We start from the raw sequence: 16997 nt of genomic DNA on the forward strand, positions 1-16997 counted from the left end.
CAGAAGTGGGAGCATGCAGAGGTGACGGGTCAAGGGGTGGCCAGGGGACGCGAGCTCCGTCGAATGGAGTTCGGCCCCGACGACCTGCGTCGCGTGCGTGAGATCGTGCGGGCCATCGCGGGCGAACGCATCCCCGACCGGGCCGACAACGCCGTGCTGGCCGTGCACGAGATCGCGGTCAACAGCATCGTCCACGGCGGCGGTCACGGCGTCCTGCTCATCGACGAGACCGCCGACTCGCTCGTCTTCACGGTCGAGGACGACGACGGCACGGGGTCGGTGCCGGAGGTCCTCCCGCTCGACGACCACTCGACGAGCGGCCGCGGTCTGTGGATCGCGCAGCGGCTCAGCGACCGGCTCACCATCGAGGCCCGCCCCACGCGTACGCGCATCGGCGTGCACCTCAGACTGGCGTCCTGAGCCATCCAGGTCCCGGACGGGCCGAACCGCCAGGTCAGGTCAGGATCGTTCCGCGTCGACCCGGCCCGCCGACTCGGCGGGAGCAACCTCGAGCGGCGCGACGTCGACGTCGGGCGCCTCGACGACGTCGATGACCTGGTCGAGGTGCATCAGCCTGACGAGCCGCAGGGTGATGTCGCCGCAGACGAGCTGGAGCCGAGCGCCTGCCGCCACGACGCGGTCGTAGAGCCCGATGATCGCCCCGAGACCCGAGGAGTCGAGGAACGTGACGTCTCGTAGGTCGACGACCACCAGGGCGTCCGGTGCCACGGCGATCTCCTCGAACGTCGACCGTACGTTCGGCACGGTGTACGTGTCGATCTCGCCCGCGAGCCGGGCAGTGGTGACGGCGCCGTTGACCGAGACCGTGACGCTCATCGGACCTCCTGTGGACGTCGGTGTTCCCGCCCTTACGGTAAGGCGACTTCGGCCGGTGTGGGAGCAGATGTGGCTCAGGCGCTGGGCTGACTGTCGAGCTCCGTGGTCGCGACGTAGACGCTGTTGGACGAGGTGCCTCCCGTGAGGGGGTTCGGGAAGGACACCTCGTGCGCGGCGACGTCGGCGAAGACCTCTGCCAGCAGGCCCGTGAAGGCGTCCTCGGGCGGGTCGTCGGACCACAGCGCGAAGACCCCACCGGGGTGCAGCGTCGCCGCCAGACGCGAGAGGCCGTCCCGGGTGTAGAGGTCGGCGTGGCTGGGGTGGAGCACGTGGTGGGGCGTGTGGTCGATGTCGAGCAGCACGGCGTGCAGCAGGGCCGGAGCGTCCCCGAAGCCGTGGCCCTGACGCGCCAGGGCGAAGAAGTCGCCCTCGAGCAGGGTGGTCCTGGGGTCGACGGTGAGGGACACGGTGTCGGGGAGCAGCTGCCGCTCGTGCCACGAGATGACGGGTCCGAGCGCCTCGACGACGGTCAGGGAGCGCACCCGGGCGTCCTCGAGAGCGGCCACGGCCGTGTAACCGAGACCGAGCCCGCCGACGACGACGTCGAGGCTCGCACTGTCGCCACCGCCCTCCCCCACGGCGGCGAGCCCGAGGCGGGCCAGCTCGACCTCCGCGACCGTGAAGAGGCTCGACATGAGGAACTCCTCGCCGAGCTTCACCTCGTAGACGTCGACGAGCAGCGACGGCTCGAGTCGCCGACGGAGGCTGATCTCGCCCATCGGCGTCTGCTGCCAGTCGATCTCCTCGAAGCGTCGGCTCACGAGGTCAGCCGAAGATCGGGGTGAGCGAGCCGGCGGGCAGGTCCTTCTCGACGGAGGCGAGCCGCCACTTGTCGGCGAACACGGCGACGTGCAGGCCGTCCTCCCGCGTCAGCGACTCCGCCCCGGGCCGGCTGTCGACGATCGGCATCGCGGCCGCCGTGACGGCGCGCGCCACGGAGTAGGCGAGCGGCTCGAGGCGGATCGGCGAGCCGAACTCGTGCTCCATCCGGTGCTTGGCGACGTCGAACTGCATCGGACCGACCGCCGCGAGCACCGGGGCCTGCGCACCGCGTCGGTCCGAGTGCAGCACCTGGACGACGCCCTCCTCGCCGAGCTGCTCGATGCCCTTGCGGAACTGCTTCTGCTTGCCGGTGACCGCCGCACGGGCGACGGCGAAGTGCTCGGGAGCGAAGAGCGGGATGCGGGGGAAGGCGACCTTCTCGTCGGCGAAGAGGGTGTCGCCGACCCGGAGGGCGTTGGCGTTGACGAGACCGATGACGTCGCCGGGGAAGGCCTCGTCGAGCGTCGACCGGTCGCGCCCGAAGACGCTCTGCGCGTACTTCGTCGCGAAGGGACGGCCCGTGTCGGCATGCGTCACGACCATCCCGCGCGTGAAGCGGCCCGAGCACACCCGGACGAATGCGAGCCGGTCGCGGTGCGCCTTGTCCATGCCCGCCTGGATCTTGAAGACGAAGCCCGAGAACGGTGCCGACACGGCGCGCGGGTCGCCGGAGCGGTCGGGGCGCGCACCCGGGGCCGGAGCGAGGGTGACGAGCGTGTCGAGCAGCTGGCGTACCCCGAAGTTGAGGACGGCCGAGCCGAAGAGCACGGGCGAGGCGGCGCCCGACAGGAACAGCTCGAGGTCGAGGTCGTGGCCCGAGGAGCGGAGCAGGTCGTACTCCTCGACCGCGTCGGTCCAGACCGAGCCGAGCAGCTGCTCGGCCTCGTCGGCGGGCATCCGGGTCGTGATGGCCTCGGTGGCGCCGCCGGGCGTACGCGTGAACTGGACGAAGTCGCCCGTCGCACAGTCGAGCACGCCGTGGAAGTCACCCGCGACACCGACCGGCCAGGTGAGCGGCATCGGGTGCAGGTCGATCCGGGTCGTCAGTTCGTCCATGATCGCGAGCGCGTCCAGGCCGGGCCGGTCCCACTTGTTGACGACGGTGATGACGGGCACGCCGCGCGCCCGGCAGACCTCGAAGAGCTTGAACGTCTGGGGTTCGATGCCCTTGGCGGCGTCGACGAGCATGACGGCGGCGTCGACCGCTGCGAGCACGCGATAGGTGTCCTCGGAGAAATCGGCGTGACCCGGGGTGTCGAGCAGGTTGATGACCGTGCCGTCGTAGGCGAACTGGAGCACGGCGGAGGTGATCGAGATGCCTCGGTCCTTCTCCATCTCCATCCAGTCGGACACGACGCCCCGCCGGTTGCCCTTGCCGTGCACCGCTCCGGCCTCGCCGATGGCGCGCGCGTGCAGCGCGAGGGCCTCGGTCAGGGTCGACTTGCCGGCGTCGGGGTGCGAGATGACGGCGAACGTGCGGCGTCGGGCCGCCTCCTCGGCGACGGCTCCCCCGTGGTGGTCCCCACCGTCGGGGTCTCGGCGGTCCGCGAGCTCGCGGTCGTGCAGGGCGGTGGCGTCCATGGTCCTCCAGTGATCGCCCCGAGTCTGTCACCGTCGGGCCCGATCGCCCGAATCGGCACCGCCCCTCGGAGCGCGCTGCCGGGAGTGACCCGAGTCACACCTCGCCGGTCCCGTCAACGATCCGGGCCTGTCGTTCGTCGTGCAGGGGAGATGACGATCGCAACCGACCCCAGGACCATGACGGAATCGCTGACCGACGACCTGCCCGACACCCGACCCGGCGGCCCCCCAGACGCGGAGCCCGCCGCACGGCCCAGAGCGAAGCTGCTCGATCTCTCCCTGACCCAGCTGCTCGGGGGGTCGATGGCCGCCGCCACGGCAGCGGCCCTCGGCTCGCGCCTCGGCGTGGTCGGCACCATCGCCGGGGCCGCGGTGCTCAGCGTCATCTCGGCGATCGCGGCCAGCCTCTACACGAACTCCATGGCACGCGCCAAGGAGGCCGTCGTGCTCGTGCGTTCGCGCCGGGGGCCTGACGGCGTGGACGTCGAGGTCGTGCGGGAGACGTGGTGGCGCCGTCCCGATCGCCTGACCACGCGACGGGTCCTCGTCACCACGGGTGCCGTCTTCGCCATCGCCGCGGCCTTCCTCACCGGCCTCCAGCTCGCCACCGGCGCCCAGGTGACCGGCACCCACCTCGGAGGCCGCACGAGCGCGGGCGCCGTGGTCGACCGCCCCACAGGCACCACGGGTGAGAAGCCTTCCACCGACAAGGGCGCGCTCGACCCGGCGCCCACCGCGCCCGCGACTCCGACCGGCGCGGCGACCGCACCCGCGGGGTCCGGGTCTGGTCAGGCGACCTCCACCGGGACACCGTCCGCGACGACCCCCGTGACGCCGGCCACCCCGGCCGCTCCCGGCGGGGCGACGGGGTCGACCGAACCGGCCGCGCCCACGGCGCCGCCCGCGCAGGACCCGGGCACGAGCACCCCGAGCGCCCCCGTCACCGCTCCCTGAGCGTCCGAGCCACCTGCTGACGTACGCCGTCCGCCCCGCCGGGCGTGACGGCATACCTCGTCTCCGGCCGGTTTGGGGTGTGCAGGCAGTGGGGTCCTGACGCCGCTGGCTGCACACAAGGCGGTCCCGCCGTTCAGCGTCGCTCGGGCCAGGGCCAGTCGACGTCGACGGACTCGCCGACCGCGAGGCCGGACCACTGCGCCGACAGCCGGTCGAGGTCGGTGAACACCTCGCCGAGCTGGCGGGCGCCGAGATCGGTGGCTGCTCCCCCGGTCGGATCGTGGTGGAGGTCGGGCGTCATCCCCCGGTGTCGGAGCCACGCCGGGTAGACGGCAGCGGCGAGCTGCTCCGACCGAGCGATCTGCGTGCCCCGAGACTGGTTCCGGCGTTCGACGCGACGGGCCCACGCCTTCGTGCGGGTCTCCTGCGTGGGCACGAAGGTGCCCGCGTTCCCGCCCGCGGCGATCTGGCCGAAGATGCCGTCGCGCAGGCCGAAGCGGTGCTCGACGACGAGGTGGACGAGGTCGTGCGGCGCGAGGTCGCTCCACCCCGGCGCCGGGCTCATGACGAGGTCCGTCGCGAGGTCACGCTCCACGCGCACCTCGTAGCGCCGTTCACCCGTCCTCACGAAGCGCACCCGCATGCCGACGAGGCTAGGAGCGCTGCACAGCGCCGGGCCAGTGGTTTTCGGCGGGCTCCGTCGCACCCGCCGCGCCCCCACGTGGCCTCAGGCGACCGAGAGTGTGATCGTGCCGGTCCCGATGTCGGCGGCGTCGACCCGCAGGGTCACCGTCTCGCCGGCCTTCGCCGACCCGCTCGCCTTGGCCACGACGGCGAGGTCGATGAGCTGGACGATGACGCCCTTGTCGTTCTCGTCGACGACGACGCCCTGGACGGTGCTCCCGATGAGCGGGTGCACCTCGGCGGCCTCGACGGCGTCGGTGCACGCACGCTCGACCCCGTTGGTGCGCCGGTCCGAGGTCGACATGATCTCGGGAAGGGTGGGCAGCGCCTCCCGGACCCAGCCCGGCACCTCCGCCCCCGCCGAGAGCGCCTCGCACACGACGAGGCCGAAGCGGTCGACGAGGCGCCGGAGCGGAGCCGTCACGTGCGCGTACGGGTTGGCGACGGCCGCGTGCGTCGCCTGCGCAGGCAGCGCACCGTCGAAGGGGGTGTAGCCGGCGCCGCGGAAGAGCGACGTCGCCTCGTGGATGAGCGCGAGGTGCCGCGGGTTGCTCCGGTCCAGCGTGCGCAGCAGCTCGCCGTACGACAGGTCCTTCGGCCAGTCGACACCGGCGGCCGCCGCCTGCCGGCGGAAGCGTGCCTGGTCGCGCGGGTCCGGCGGCGGCATGGTGCGCAGGATGCCGATCTTGCCCCGGATCATGAGGTCGGCCCCGCCCATGCCGGTGAGCAGCGAGATCTGGGCGTTCCAGTCCTCCGCGGCGAGCAGCGGCCGGAACGAGATCCGGAAGCCGCCGTGCTCGTCCTCCTCGACCTCCTGCTCGGGCATCGGCAGAGTCGCCCCGCCCCGCTGGCGCTCGAGCAGGACGCGCTTCTCCCCGACCTCCTTGAGCAGGACGAGGCACTCCTCGGCGGTGCCGGCGTCGACCTCCTTCTGCACCTGCTCGTAGTCGTAGCGTCGGACGCTGCGCACCATGGCGCGGTAGACCTCGACCGCTGTGCCCTCGCCGTCGGCGGCGAGGGTCATGTCCCAGACGAAGGCGGGGCGCACCTGGTCGGGCAGCAGGCTCGCGGCCCCTTCGCTCAGCTCCGGGGGGTGGAGCTGGACGCGCTCGTCGGGGCAGTAGACCGTCTGGCCACGGCGGCGCGCCTCGGTGTCGACGGCACCACCGGCGCGGACGAAGGCGGGGACGTCGGCGATGGCATAGCGCACTCGGTAGCCGTCGCCGCTGCGCCCGATCCACATGGCCTGGTCGAGATCCATCGACGTCGGCGGGTCGATGGTGATGAACGGGACGGCAGTCTCGTCCCGCTCCGGCAGCGTTGCGGCGCCGGCGGCCGCAGCGGCCTCGGCCAGCACCTCGGGCGGGAACCGGTCCGGCACCTCGAACTCCCGGCGCACTGCCTCGAAGCGCGCCGTCAGCTGTCGTGCCACGTCGCCGGGCTTCGTCGCCGGGCGGAAGACGATGTGTCGCTGGGCCATGGCGTCACCCTACGCACCACGACGCGATCCCGGACGTGGCGCACCCGGGCCACTGCGCTGCCGGCCGGGGCGATCCTTCGTCGACCACGACACGCGCGGGGATGAGACATCGCTGTCCCGTTTGCCTAGGCTGACCCCCGTGCTCATCCTGCTCCCCCCGTCCGAGGGCAAGACCTCACCCCGGCGGGGGCGGTCGCTCGACCTCGGCAGCCTCTCGTTCCCCGAGCTGACACCACTGCGCGAGTCGGTCGTCGAGACGGTGGAGCGCCTGAGCGGCGAGCCCGACGCAGCGCGCGTCCTCGAGATCAACCCGAACCTCGTGGCCGACCTCGAGCGCAACACGCTCCTGCGCAGCGCCCCCACGGCGACCGCCTCGCACGTCTACACCGGCGTGCTCTACCAGGCCCTCGACGTCGACTCGCTCGACGCGGCCTCCAAGCGACGCGCCAACCGCTGGGTCGTCGTCGTGTCGGCCCTCTTCGGTGCGCTCCGGCTCGGTGACCGCGTGCCGGCCTACCGCGTCAACATCTGCAGCACCCTCCCGGGCATCGGCTACCTGTCGCACGAGTGGCGCCAGGAGCTGCCGTCGGCGCTCGACGCGGCGGTGAAGCCGCGCGAGCTCGTCGTCGACTGCCGGTCGAGCACGTATGCCGCCGTGTGGCGTCCCACGGGCGAGCGCGCCGAGCGCTGGGTGCACGTCACCGTCCCCGGCGCCTCGCACATGGCCAAGCACACCCGCGGCCTCGTGACGCGCGAGCTCGTGCAGGCCGTGGCGCCGGGCACGCCGCAGGCCCTGGCCGAGCGGCTCTCGGAGCGCTTCGACGTCGAGCTGACGCCCCCTCCGCGTCCGGGCCGTCCGTGGCAGCTGGCCACGACCCCGAGGGCCTGACGTGCTCGACCTCAGCCTGCTCGTCGAGCGCGTGGCGCCGATCCTCGTCTTTCTCGTCGCGATCACCCTCCTGGCCGAGATCTGCGACCTGTCGGGGCTCTTCGACGTCATGGCGCACCGCGCCGCGCGCGTCGCCAGGGGACGCGTGCTCGTGCTCTGGCTGCTCATCGTCGGGATCGCCGTCGTGTGCACCGTCGTGCTCAGCCTCGACACGACCGCGGTGCTGCTGACCCCCGTGGCCATCACCGTGGCCCGTCAGGTCGGCGCTCCCCCGCTGCCGTTCGCCATGACGACGCTTTGGCTGGCCAACACGGCGTCCCTGCTCCTTCCCGTGTCCAACCTCACCAACCTGCTGGCCCTGCACCCGTTCGCGGCGCTCGGCGTCGGGACCTTGGGCTACATCAAGCTGATGGCCGTGCCGGCCGTCGTCGCGATCGTCGCGACCGTCGTGGTGCTCTGGCTGCTGCACCGGCGCGACCTCGGCAGCACCTACGACACTCCACCGGCCGCCGAGCCGCACGACCGGGTGCTCATGCAGGTCGCCGGCGGGGTCTGCGTGCTCCTCGCCCCGGCGTTCGTCCTCGGCGTCCAGCCGGCCCTGGCGTCCGTGCCGGCCGCCCTCGTCCTGCTCGCCGCGACCTACTGGCGAGCGCCCGAGCTGCTGCGCCGGATCAAGATGCCGTGGCTCACGGTCATGGGCATCTGCATCCTCTTCGTCGTCATCGACGCCGCGCTGCGCCTGGGGCTCGAGGCGTGGCTGCGCACCATCGTCGGGCACGGCACCGGTATCGGCGACCTCTTCAGGGTCAGCGGTCTCGGCGTGCTGACCTCCAACGGCATCAACAACCTGCCGGCCTACCTCGCGCTCGAGCCGACGGTCGCGGACGCGCCCTCCCGCCTGGCCGCCCTGCTCATCGGGGTCAACGCCGGGCCCATCATCACGATGTGGGGCTCGGTCGCGACGCTGCTCTGGGCCTCACGCTGCCGGTCCGCCGAACTCTCCGTCGACGTCGGTCGCATCGCGCGCACGGGCGCCCTGTGCGCGGTCACGGTCGTGACCGCCGCGACCCTGGCCCTGGCCGCCACCACCTGAGCGGCTCACCACCTGACCGGCTGACCGGGCCGACGGCATACGCCATGTCGTCGACCAGACACCCTCGGGCCGGGCGCACGCCGTACGCGGGGTGCGGCCGACCGCGGGGTGGGTCGACGCTGGACTCAGCCGAGAGCGCGCCGGAGGTCGTCGACGAGGTCCCGGACGTCCTCGAGACCCACCGAGACCCGCAGCACGCCGTCGGTGATGCCCACCACGGCTCGCGCCTCGGGCGTCAGGCGGCGGTGCGTCGTCGTCGCGGGGTGCGTGATGAGCGACTTGGAGTCCCCGAGGTTGTTGGAGATGTCGATGACCTGCAGGGCGTTCATGAGCGCGAACGCCTCGTCCTTGCCCCCGTCGAGCTCGAAGGTCACGACGGTGCCCCCGGCGAGCATCTGGCGCTTGGCCAGGTCGTGCTGGGGGTGCGACTCGAGGAAGGGGTGCACGACGCGCCGGACGCTCGGGTGGCCCTCGAGGAATCGCGCCACCTCGAGGGCGCTGTCGGCCATCCGCTCGACGCGCAGCGACATCGTCTCGAGCCCCTTGACGAGCACCCAGGCGTTGAAGGGCGACATCGACGGTCCCGTGTGCCGCATGAGGTTCTGGACCGGCCCGTCGATGAACTCCTTGGGCCCGAGCACCGCGCCGCCCAAGGTGCGCCCCTGGCCGTCGATGTGCTTCGTGGCGGAGTAGACGATGATGTCGGCCCCGAGGTCGAGCGGCTTGGAGAAGACCGGCGTGCCGAAGACGTTGTCGACGACGACCTTCGCGCCGGCGGCGTGGGCCAGCTCGGTCACGGCGGCGATGTCGACGAGCTCCTGCATCGGGTTGCTCGGTGTCTCGAAGAAGACGGCGGTCGTGGGCTCGGCGAGCGCCTCACGCCACTGGTCGAGGTCGGCGCCGTCGACGAAGACCGTCTCCACGCCCCAGCGCGGCAGGATCTCGTCGAGGATGACGAAGCACGACCCGAAGAGAGCCCGCGACGAGACGACGCGGTCGCCCTGGCCGAGGAGCGCGGCGAGCGCGACGAAGACGGCGGACATGCCCGACCCGGTGGCGAAGCACGCCTCGGCGCCCTCGATCTGGCGCAGTCGCTCCTCGAACATCGCCACGGTCGGGTTGCCGTAGCGGGAGTAGACGAAGCGGTCGACGTCACCCTTGAAGGCCGCCTCGGCGTCCTCCGCGGTGTCGTAGACGAAGCCGGACGTCAGGTAGAGCGCCTCTGAGGTCTCCTCGAAACCACTGCGGGACAGGCCTCCCCGCACGGCAAGGGTGTCGGGGCGCCACTGCTGGCTCGCGTCGCTCATCCCTGCACCCACGGCAGCCCCGCGACCTTCCACCCGGACACCGCGCGGTGGCGCTGCTCGTCGTGCGGTCCCTCGAAGCCCTCGAGGACGTTGTGCGATCGAGACCACCCGCTGCGCGCGGCCGCCTCGGCCGCGGCGACCGAGCGCACCCCGGATCGGCAGAGGAAGTAGACGGGAGCGTCCTTGGGCACGCCGGCGGCCTCGAGGTCGGCGGTGAACCGCTCGTTGACCGCGCCGTCGGGATAGGTCTGCCACTCCACGAGGACGACGTCCTTGCCGATCTCGCCGAGGTCGGGGAGCCCGACGTAGGACCACTCCGCCCTCGTGCGCACGTCGACGAGCGCCGCACCGGGCTCGTCGCGCAGGACCGTCCAGGCCTGCTCGGGGGTCACGTCACCGGCATAGCTCATGCCCCGAATATCGCACAGCGTCCGTCAGGCGAGATGGTCGGTCCGATTGGTGAAAGCCACCGACGCGGACCCGTCCTCCCAGACCTCCACCGCGGTGAGGCTGCCTGCCGCCGTGGCCAGGGCCCAGAAGCGCCCGACCGGCGTGCCGAGCACGTCGCTGAGCACCGAGAGCACGCCTCGCCGGCTCGTCACCGCGACGACGGTGCCGCCGGTCGCGGCGAGCGAGTGGTATGCCGTCCGCACCCTCTCGTCGGCACCCTCGCCGGGTGCCTGGCCGGACCAGTCCCCCGACGTCTCCGCCTCGACGTCGAGGGCTGCACCGAGGTCGGCCGCCAGACGCGTCGCGAGCTCGTCGTCGGCGCCGACGACCCGCGTGCCCGCGACGACGAGGCGACGCACCGCCGTGACGATGCGAGGCGCTGCGCCTGCGTCGTGCGGCTCCTGGACGAGCAGGAGACGCAGCGGGCGGGCTCCGGGCGCGGGAGTGGACACCTCGGAGACGTCCTGAGCCACAGGCGATCCCGCGTCGGCCACCGAGTCTGTCCCGCCGTCAGCCTCGGCGATGACGACCCGGTGGACGCTCTTGCCGTCCATCGCGTCGTTGCTGAGCGCGTCGGCGTCCTTGTTCTTCTCCCGCGGGATCCACTCGAAGTCGACGCTGCCACCGGCGTCGGAGATCTCGGCGCACAGGTCCCGGGCCTCCAGCGCGAGACGGCGCATGTCCTCGTGCTTGATCTTCCAGCGCCCGGACATCTGCTCGACGACGAGCTTGGAGTCCATCTTGACGCGGACCGACGCCTTGGGGTCGAGGTCGAGCACGGCGCGCAGGCCGGCGAGCAGGCCGGAGTACTCGGCGACGTTGTTGCTGGCCTTGCCGAGCGGCTCGGCGAGCTCGACGAGGACCTGGCCGGTCGCGGGGTCGCGCACGAGGGCGCCGTAGCCGGCCACCCCCGGGTTGCCCCGGGACCCGCCGTCGGCCTCGATGACGAGCCGGCGTCCCGACCCGCGAGACGCAGCGGTCACAGACCGGACTCGCCCGTGCGGATCATGATGCGGCGGCACTCCTCGCACCGCACGACCTCGTCCTCGGGGGCGTTGCGGATGCGGGAGAGGTCCACGTTGCCGAGCTCGAGCCGGCACCCGCCGCACCGGCGGTGGCGCAGCTCGGCGGCGGCCATGCCACCGCTGCTCGCGCGGATCTTCTCGTAGAGGGCGATGAGCTCGTCACCGACGCCCGCGACGATGTCGGCGCGTCCGGAGGCGACCTTCTCAGCCTCGGCATCGAGCGTCGTCAGGGCCGCGGTGCGCTCGGACTCGAGGGTCTCGACACGTGCGGCGAGCTCGACGTGGCGCGCCTCGAGCTCGGCGACCCGGGCTGTGAGCGACTCCGACCGCTCCATGACCTCGAGCTCGACGTCCTCGAGCTCGGCCTGGCGGCGCGCCAACGACGTCAGCTCGTGCTGGAGCGCCTGGAGGTCCTTGGCGCTGCCCTGGCCGGCGTCGAGCCGGGCCTGGTTGCGGGCGGCCCGGTCACGCACGAGCTGGACGTCCTGGTCGGACTTCGTCAGCTCGCGCTGCACGTCCCCGGCAGCCGTGCGGGCGTTGACGATCTCCGTCTCGAGCGCGCCCAGCTCGCGCCGGGCCGCCTCGACCGCGGGGGTCTGCGGCAGTGTCGCCTTCGCGTGCGCGATCTGGTCGAGGCGCGTGTCGATGGCCTGCAGGTCGAGCAGGCGCCACTGGCGGGACGGGTCGGCTTTCAGGGCACACCTCCGGTTTCGGGAGCCGCGCGGTCGACCCGGGCGGCGTTCGCACCGACGACGAACGTCCACGGCTCGGTGCGGATGGCTGAGACTCTGGACTCGACCCTAGTCGCTCCGGGGACCTGTTCCAGCGCCGTCATCAGACGCTCGCGGCCGCTGGCGAGCCACAGCGACTCCGTCGCCCAGTGACCCGCGTCGATGAGGTAGGGCGGCCCGCCCCGCGCCTCTTCGCGCGCCTCGAGCACCGGATGGTGGCGCAGGTCGGCCGTGACGTACACGTCGGCGCCGCTCGCGCGCACCTCCTCGAAGCGGTCGTCGCCCGAGCCGCCCATGACCGCAACGGTCCTCACGTCCCCGTCGGGGTCGCCGCTGACCCGGATCCCCCCGGCCGTGTCGGGCAGGGCTGCGGCCACGGCGGCAGCGAAGTCAGCGAGGCTCACGGAGGTGGCGAGCTCGCCGACCCGACCGATCGCGTTCGCACCCTCGGTCGACAGGGGACGCTGGTCGATCAGCCCGAGGGCGTCGGCGAGCACCGTGGAGACCCCCGGGTCGGCGACGTCGGCGTTCGTGTGGCCCACCCAGAGTGCGACACCGGCGCGGACCAGGGCCGTCACCGAGGCGCCCTTGGCCGAGGACGTCGCGACGGAGTGAACCCCGCGCAGGAGCAGCGGGTGGTGCGTCACGAGCAGGTCGGCGCCCCACTCCCGCGCCTCGGCGATGACCGCGAGCGTCGGGTCGAGGGCGAAGAGGACGCGGCGTACCGGCTGGTCGAGGTCGCCGACCACGAGGCCGACCCGGTCCCAGTCGGCCGCGCTCTCGAGGGGGTAGAGCGACTCGAGCGCCGCGACGACGTCACGGAGGCTGAGGGTCGGGGCGAGGTCGTCCACGTGGGCCCGGCCGGGCTCGAACCGACGACACCCGCGGTGTAAACGCGGTGCTCTACCAACTGAGCTACAGGCCCTCACGTGCCCGGCGGTGACACGTGGGGCTCACCGGCAGGCGGCGGTCAGCCTACGGCATCGGACCGGGCAGCGCGGAGCGCCGCGAGCGCCGCGCGGTAGGCCACGAAGTCGCGTCCCTGACCGATGCCCCGCACCTCGGTCCAGACGATGTGTCCCGTGCGGTCGACGAGGAACGTGCCCCGCAGCGCGAAGCCGTCCTCGTCGTTCAGGATGCCGTAACGCCGCGCCACCTCGCCGTGGGGCCAGAAGTCGGACAGGAGCGGGAAGAAGTGCCCCTCGGCGTCGGCCCACGCGCGCAGCGTGTACATGGAGTCGCACGAGATGGCGAAGACCTGGATGTCGTCGTCCTGGAAGTCCTCGAGCCCGTCGCGGATCTCGCGCAGCTCGCCGCGGCAGATGCCCGAGAACGCAGCCGGGTAGAAGACGACGACGGCGTTCTTGACGTCGCGAACGGCAGAGAGGCTGACGTCGACGCCGTACTGGTCGACGAGGGTGAAGTCGGGCGCCAGAGCGCCGACGCCCAGCGGGGCAGACGCCTGGACCGGGGACTCGGTCGGGTGCGCGTTCGTCATGGCGGCAAGTGTGACACCACTGCCAGAGTGTCGCCGCCACCCTCGACAGCGGGACGCCCCGGACCGTCGGACCCGTCCGGACGGACGTCAGTCGTGGGTCAGCGGCGCGGACCCTTCGGGGGCATGAGTCGGGTGGCCGCCCAGTCGGCAGCGACGTTGACCTGTCCGCCGGTCGTCAGGCCCGCGGTGGACGCGGCCTCCTCGACCTCGCTCGCGTCGACGTGGCCGGCCCGTCCGGACTTCGGCGTCAGCAGCACGATGAAGCCCTGGTCGAAGAGCTTCGTCAGCCCGTCGACCATGAGGTCGACGAGGTCGTCGTCGCCGTCGCGGTACCAGATCAGCACCCCGTCCGCGCCGTCGTTGAAGTCCTCGTCCTCGAGCTCGGTCCCGATGGCGTCCTCGAGCTCGAACCGCAGGTCGTCGTCGACGTCGTCGTCATAGCCGAACTCCTGGATGACCTGCCCCTTGGCAAATCCGAGCTTGCTGAAGGACGCCGCTCCCGCGGTCTCGCTCACTGTCACCGGTCCTTTCGATCGTTCGCACCTCGTGTCGTGGCATGGGTGCCACGACATCAGTGCACTGGCTCCGACGCTATCGCGCAAGCCCGACCCGGTGGGTGCGCAACGCGCATGCCGCGCCCGAGGGAGCACACGGCATACCACCGGCTGGGACGGCGGGGTCGCCGAAGCGGCCGTCCCGGGGCTGGACCCGAGTGTGACGGCCACCACGGTTTGGTAGAGGATGGGTGGGTGCAGCGCCGTGGCCGACCGGCCGCGGGCGCCGCCTCGCGACGAGAAAGGACCCACGACGTGGCATCCGAGGCCGGACCGATCCTCAACGGCATCCCCAGTCAGCTCCCGGACATCGACCCGGACGAGACGCAGGAGTGGATCGACTCGCTCGACGCCGTCCTCGACGAGAAGGGCCGGACGCGGGCGCGCTACATCATGCTCAAGCTCATCGAGCGCGCGCGCCAGCAGCAGGTGGGCGTCCCCTCCCTGACGGCGACCGACTACATCAACACGATCCCGCCGGAGCGCGAGCCGTGGTTCCCCGGCGACGAGGACGTCGAGCGCGAGATGCGCCGCTACATCCGCTGGAACGCCGCGATCATGGTGCACCGCGCGCAGCGGCCCGGCATCGGCGTCGGCGGGCACATCTCGACGTACGCGTCCGCGGCGACGCTCTACGAGGTGGGCATGAACCACTTCTTCCGCGGCAAGGACCACCCCGGCGGCGGCGACCAGATCTACTTCCAGGGCCACGCCTCCCCCGGCATGTACGCCCGCAGCTTCCTCGAGGGCCACCTCACCGAGGCGCAGCTCGACGGCTTCCGGCAGGAGAAGAGCCACCGCGTCGACGGCACCGTCGAGGCGGTCCCGTCCTACCCCCACCCGCGGCTGCTCCCGAACTACTGGGAGTTCCCGACGGTGTCGATGGGCATCGGCCCGATGAACGCGATCTACCAGGCGCAGTTCAACAAGTACCTCCACAACCGCGGCATCAAGGACACCAGCCAGCAGGACGTGTGGGCCTTCCTCGGCGACGGCGAGATGGACGAGCCCGAGTCGCGCGGCCTGCTCCAGCTCGCGGCCAACGAGGAGCTCGACAACCTCAACTTCGTCATCAACTGCAACCTGCAGCGCCTCGACGGACCGGTCCGCGGCAACGGCAAGATCATCCAGGAGCTCGAGGCGTTCTTCCGCGGCGCCGGCTGGAACGTCATCAAGGTCGTCTGGGGCCGCGGGTGGGACCCGCTGCTCGCCGCCGACCGCGACGGCGCGCTCGTGCACATCATGAACCAGACGAGCGACGGCGACTACCAGACCTTCCGCGCCAACGACGGCAAGTACGTCCGCGACCACTTCTTCGGTCGCGACCCGCGCACCGCCAAGATGGTCGAGGGCTGGAGCGACGACCAGGTGTGGTGGGACCTCAAGCGCGGCGGCCACGACTACCGCAAGGTCTACGCGGCCTACAAGGCGGCCCGTGAGCACACCGGCCAGCCGACCGTCATCCTCGCCAAGACGATCAAGGGCTACGGCCTCGGCTCGCACTTCGCCGGCCGCAACGCCACGCACCAGATGAAGAAGATGACGCTGGACGACCTCAAGGCCTTCCGCGACAGCCTCCGCATCCCGATCACCGACGAGCAGCTCGAGGCCGACCCCTACCAGCCGCCGTACTACCACCCCGGTGCGGACAGCGACGTCATCAAGTACTCCGTGGACCGGCGCCAGAAGCTCGGTGGCACGCTGCCCAGCCGCCGCGTCGACTTCGAACCCGTCAAGCTGCCCGGTGACGAGGCGTACGCCCAGGTCAAGAAGGGCTCGGGCAAGCAGGAGGTCGCCACGACGATGGCCTTCGTCCGACTCCTCAAGGACCTGCTGCGCGACAAGGAGTTCGGTCCGCGCATCGTGCCGATCATCCCCGACGAGGCGCGCACGTTCGGCATGGACGCGTTCTTCCCGACGATCAAGATCTACAACCCCAACGGGCAGAACTACACGCCGGTCGACGCCGAGCTGATGCTCGCCTACCGCGAGAACGTCAGCGGTCAGATCCTGCACCTCGGCATCAACGAGGCGGGCTCGCTCGCGGCGTTCACGGCGGCCGGCACGTCCTACGCGACGCACGGCAAGCCGATGATCCCGATCTACGTCTTCTACTCGATGTTCGGCTTCCAGCGCACGGGTGACTCGATCTGGGCGGCCGCCGACCAGATGACGCGCGGCTTCCTCATCGGCGCCACCGCCGGCCGCACCACCCTGACCGGTGAGGGTCTCCAGCACGCCGACGGCCACAGCCCGCTCCTGGCCGCGACCAACCCGGCCGTCGTGCACTACGACCCGGCCTACGCGTACGAGATCGCGCACATCATGCAGGCCGGCCTCAAGCGGATGTACGGCGAGGGCAACACGCCCGAGGAGTCGAACGTCATCTACTACCTCACCGTCTACAACGAGCCGATCCAGCAGCCGAAGGAGCCCGAGGCCGTCGACGTCGAGGGCATCCTGCGCGGCATGCACCGCATCTCGGTCGCCGACACCGAGGGCTGGACGCACGAGGCGCCGCGGGCGCAGCTGCTCGGGTCCGGCGTCGGCGTGCCGTGGGCGCTCGAGGCACAGCAGCTGCTCGCCGACGACTGGGGTGTGGCCGCCGACGTCTGGTCGGTCACCTCGTGGAACGAGCTGCGTCGTGACGGACTCGCAGCCGACGAGCAGGAGTTCCTCTCCCCCGACGGCCCGCCGATCAAGCCGTGGGTCACCCAGTGCCTCGAGGGCACCGAGGGTCCGGTCGTGGGCGTGTCCGACTACATGCGCGCCGTCCAGGACCAGATCCGCGAGTGGGTCCCGGGCACGTATGCCACGCTCGGCGCCGACGGCTTCGGCTTCTCCGACACCCGCGCCGCGGCCCGCCGCTTCTTCCACATCGACGGCCCGTCGGTCGCCGTGCGGACGCTGCAGCTGCTCGCCAAGGAGGGCAAGGTCGACGCCGACGTCCCCCGTCGCGCGGCGGAGAAGTACCAGCTCGACGACGTCACGGCCGGCACGTCGGGCAACGCGGGCGGCGAGAGCTGACGCCC

General features: G+C 71.8%; 17 protein-coding genes and 1 tRNA gene. 5 read left to right on the forward strand and 13 right to left on the reverse strand.

Going from position 1 to position 16997, the window contains the following annotated elements:
- The first annotated feature begins 21 nt into the window (after positions 1-21).
- On the forward strand, positions 22-420 hold the full coding sequence (locus NR112_RS01600; protein ID WP_256792236.1) for an ATP-binding protein: 399 nt from the start codon (positions 22-24) through the stop codon (positions 418-420).
- A gap of 39 nt (positions 421-459) precedes the next feature.
- Here the strand turns inward: NR112_RS01600 and NR112_RS01605 are convergent, their stop codons facing one another.
- From NR112_RS01605 to NR112_RS01615, 3 genes are all read right to left on the reverse strand, one after another.
- Positions 460-837: an STAS domain-containing protein gene (locus NR112_RS01605; RefSeq protein ID WP_256792237.1), complete on the reverse strand. Its 378-nt coding sequence runs from the start codon at positions 835-837 to the stop codon at positions 460-462.
- Positions 838-911: 74 nt separating this feature from the next.
- Positions 912-1658 (reverse strand): spermidine synthase, encoded by a 747-nt coding sequence (locus NR112_RS01610; protein WP_256792238.1) that lies wholly within the window; start codon positions 1656-1658, stop codon positions 912-914.
- Positions 1659-1662: 4 nt separating this feature from the next.
- Entirely contained in the window at positions 1663-3300 is a 1638-nt protein-coding gene (locus NR112_RS01615; protein ID WP_256792239.1) for a peptide chain release factor 3, read from the reverse strand.
- Positions 3301-3477: 177 nt separating this feature from the next.
- Between NR112_RS01615 and NR112_RS01620 the strand changes: the two genes are divergently transcribed.
- On the forward strand, positions 3478-4254 hold the full coding sequence (locus NR112_RS01620) for a hypothetical protein (protein WP_256792240.1): 777 nt from the start codon (positions 3478-3480) through the stop codon (positions 4252-4254).
- A gap of 133 nt (positions 4255-4387) precedes the next feature.
- Here NR112_RS01620 and NR112_RS01625 read toward each other — a convergent pair whose 3' ends face one another.
- Both NR112_RS01625 and NR112_RS01630 read right to left on the reverse strand, forming a co-directional pair.
- The gene (locus NR112_RS01625; RefSeq protein ID WP_256792241.1) at positions 4388-4897 is read right to left on the reverse strand and encodes a hypothetical protein; all 510 of its coding nucleotides are present in this window, start codon (positions 4895-4897) and stop codon (positions 4388-4390) included.
- An 84-nt stretch (positions 4898-4981) separates the two neighbouring features.
- Complete coding sequence (locus NR112_RS01630; RefSeq protein ID WP_256792242.1) at positions 4982-6418, reverse strand: RNB domain-containing ribonuclease; 1437 nt, start codon at positions 6416-6418, stop codon at positions 4982-4984.
- Positions 6419-6557: 139 nt separating this feature from the next.
- Here NR112_RS01630 and NR112_RS01635 point away from each other — a divergent pair, with 139 nt between their 5' ends.
- Both NR112_RS01635 and NR112_RS01640 read left to right on the forward strand, forming a co-directional pair.
- Positions 6558-7307, forward strand: a complete 750-nt coding sequence (locus NR112_RS01635) for a peroxide stress protein YaaA (protein WP_256792243.1) — start codon at positions 6558-6560, stop codon at positions 7305-7307.
- A gap of 1 nt (position 7308) precedes the next feature.
- Positions 7309-8400 carry an SLC13 family permease gene (locus NR112_RS01640; protein WP_256792244.1) on the forward strand — a complete coding sequence of 364 codons (1092 nt, stop codon included), beginning with the start codon at positions 7309-7311 and terminating at the stop codon, positions 8398-8400.
- A gap of 125 nt (positions 8401-8525) precedes the next feature.
- Here the strand turns inward: NR112_RS01640 and NR112_RS01645 are convergent, their stop codons facing one another.
- The 8 genes from NR112_RS01645 to NR112_RS01680 all read right to left on the reverse strand — a co-directional run bounded on the left by NR112_RS01645 (position 8526) and on the right by NR112_RS01680 (position 13926).
- A complete protein-coding gene (locus NR112_RS01645) occupies positions 8526-9707 on the reverse strand; it encodes an O-succinylhomoserine sulfhydrylase (protein WP_256792245.1) in 1182 nt (393 codons plus the stop codon).
- The gene (locus NR112_RS01650) at positions 9704-10117 is read right to left on the reverse strand and encodes a rhodanese-like domain-containing protein (RefSeq protein ID WP_256792246.1); all 414 of its coding nucleotides are present in this window, start codon (positions 10115-10117) and stop codon (positions 9704-9706) included. Before NR112_RS01650 ends, NR112_RS01645 begins: the two co-directional genes overlap by 4 nt.
- A 24-nt stretch (positions 10118-10141) precedes the next feature.
- Positions 10142-11140 carry a reverse transcriptase-like protein gene (locus tag NR112_RS01655; protein ID WP_256792247.1) on the reverse strand — a complete coding sequence of 333 codons (999 nt, stop codon included), beginning with the start codon at positions 11138-11140 and terminating at the stop codon, positions 10142-10144.
- Positions 11137-11946: a C4-type zinc ribbon domain-containing protein gene (locus NR112_RS01660; protein WP_308336005.1), complete on the reverse strand. Its 810-nt coding sequence runs from the start codon at positions 11944-11946 to the stop codon at positions 11137-11139. Before NR112_RS01660 ends, NR112_RS01655 begins: the two co-directional genes overlap by 4 nt.
- Entirely contained in the window at positions 11874-12764 is an 891-nt protein-coding gene (locus NR112_RS01665; RefSeq protein WP_256792248.1) for a Nif3-like dinuclear metal center hexameric protein, read from the reverse strand. The genes NR112_RS01660 and NR112_RS01665 overlap by 73 nt, the downstream gene beginning before the upstream one ends.
- Before the next feature lies 1 nt (position 12765).
- Positions 12766-12838, reverse strand: a tRNA-Val gene (locus tag NR112_RS01670).
- Between the two features lie 45 nt (positions 12839-12883).
- Complete coding sequence (locus tag NR112_RS01675; RefSeq protein ID WP_256792249.1) at positions 12884-13411, reverse strand: peroxiredoxin; 528 nt, start codon at positions 13409-13411, stop codon at positions 12884-12886.
- A gap of 98 nt (positions 13412-13509) precedes the next feature.
- Positions 13510-13926, reverse strand: a complete 417-nt coding sequence (locus NR112_RS01680) for a DUF3052 domain-containing protein (protein WP_256792250.1) — start codon at positions 13924-13926, stop codon at positions 13510-13512.
- Positions 13927-14220: 294 nt separating this feature from the next.
- On the opposite strand from NR112_RS01680, the gene aceE reads away from it, so the two are divergent.
- Positions 14221-16992, forward strand: coding sequence for a pyruvate dehydrogenase (acetyl-transferring), homodimeric type (aceE, locus tag NR112_RS01685; RefSeq protein ID WP_256792251.1), 2772 nt, complete (start codon positions 14221-14223; stop codon positions 16990-16992).
- Positions 16993-16997: the final 5 nt, after the last annotated feature.

It is taken from the genome of Terrabacter sp. Ter38 (genome assembly GCF_024519435.1).
GTDB lineage: Bacteria > Actinomycetota > Actinomycetes > Actinomycetales > Dermatophilaceae > Terrabacter.

Bases quoted from the DNA above. Each gene is read 5' to 3' on its own strand.
- NR112_RS01620 (WP_256792240.1), top strand. From the start codon at position 3,478: ATGACGGAATCGCTGACCGACGACCTGCCCGACACCCGACCCGGCGGC.
- NR112_RS01650 (WP_256792246.1), bottom strand. From the start codon at position 10,117: ATGAGCTATGCCGGTGACGTGACCCCCGAGCAGGCCTGGACGGTCCTG.
- NR112_RS01615 (WP_256792239.1), bottom strand. From the start codon at position 3,300: ATGGACGCCACCGCCCTGCACGACCGCGAGCTCGCGGACCGCCGAGAC.
- NR112_RS01625 (WP_256792241.1), bottom strand. From the start codon at position 4,897: ATGCGGGTGCGCTTCGTGAGGACGGGTGAACGGCGCTACGAGGTGCGC.
- NR112_RS01605 (WP_256792237.1), bottom strand. From the start codon at position 837: ATGAGCGTCACGGTCTCGGTCAACGGCGCCGTCACCACTGCCCGGCTC.
- NR112_RS01630 (WP_256792242.1), bottom strand. From the start codon at position 6,418: ATGGCCCAGCGACACATCGTCTTCCGCCCGGCGACGAAGCCCGGCGAC.
- NR112_RS01645 (WP_256792245.1), bottom strand. From the start codon at position 9,707: ATGAGCGACGCGAGCCAGCAGTGGCGCCCCGACACCCTTGCCGTGCGG.
- NR112_RS01675 (WP_256792249.1), bottom strand. From the start codon at position 13,411: ATGACGAACGCGCACCCGACCGAGTCCCCGGTCCAGGCGTCTGCCCCG.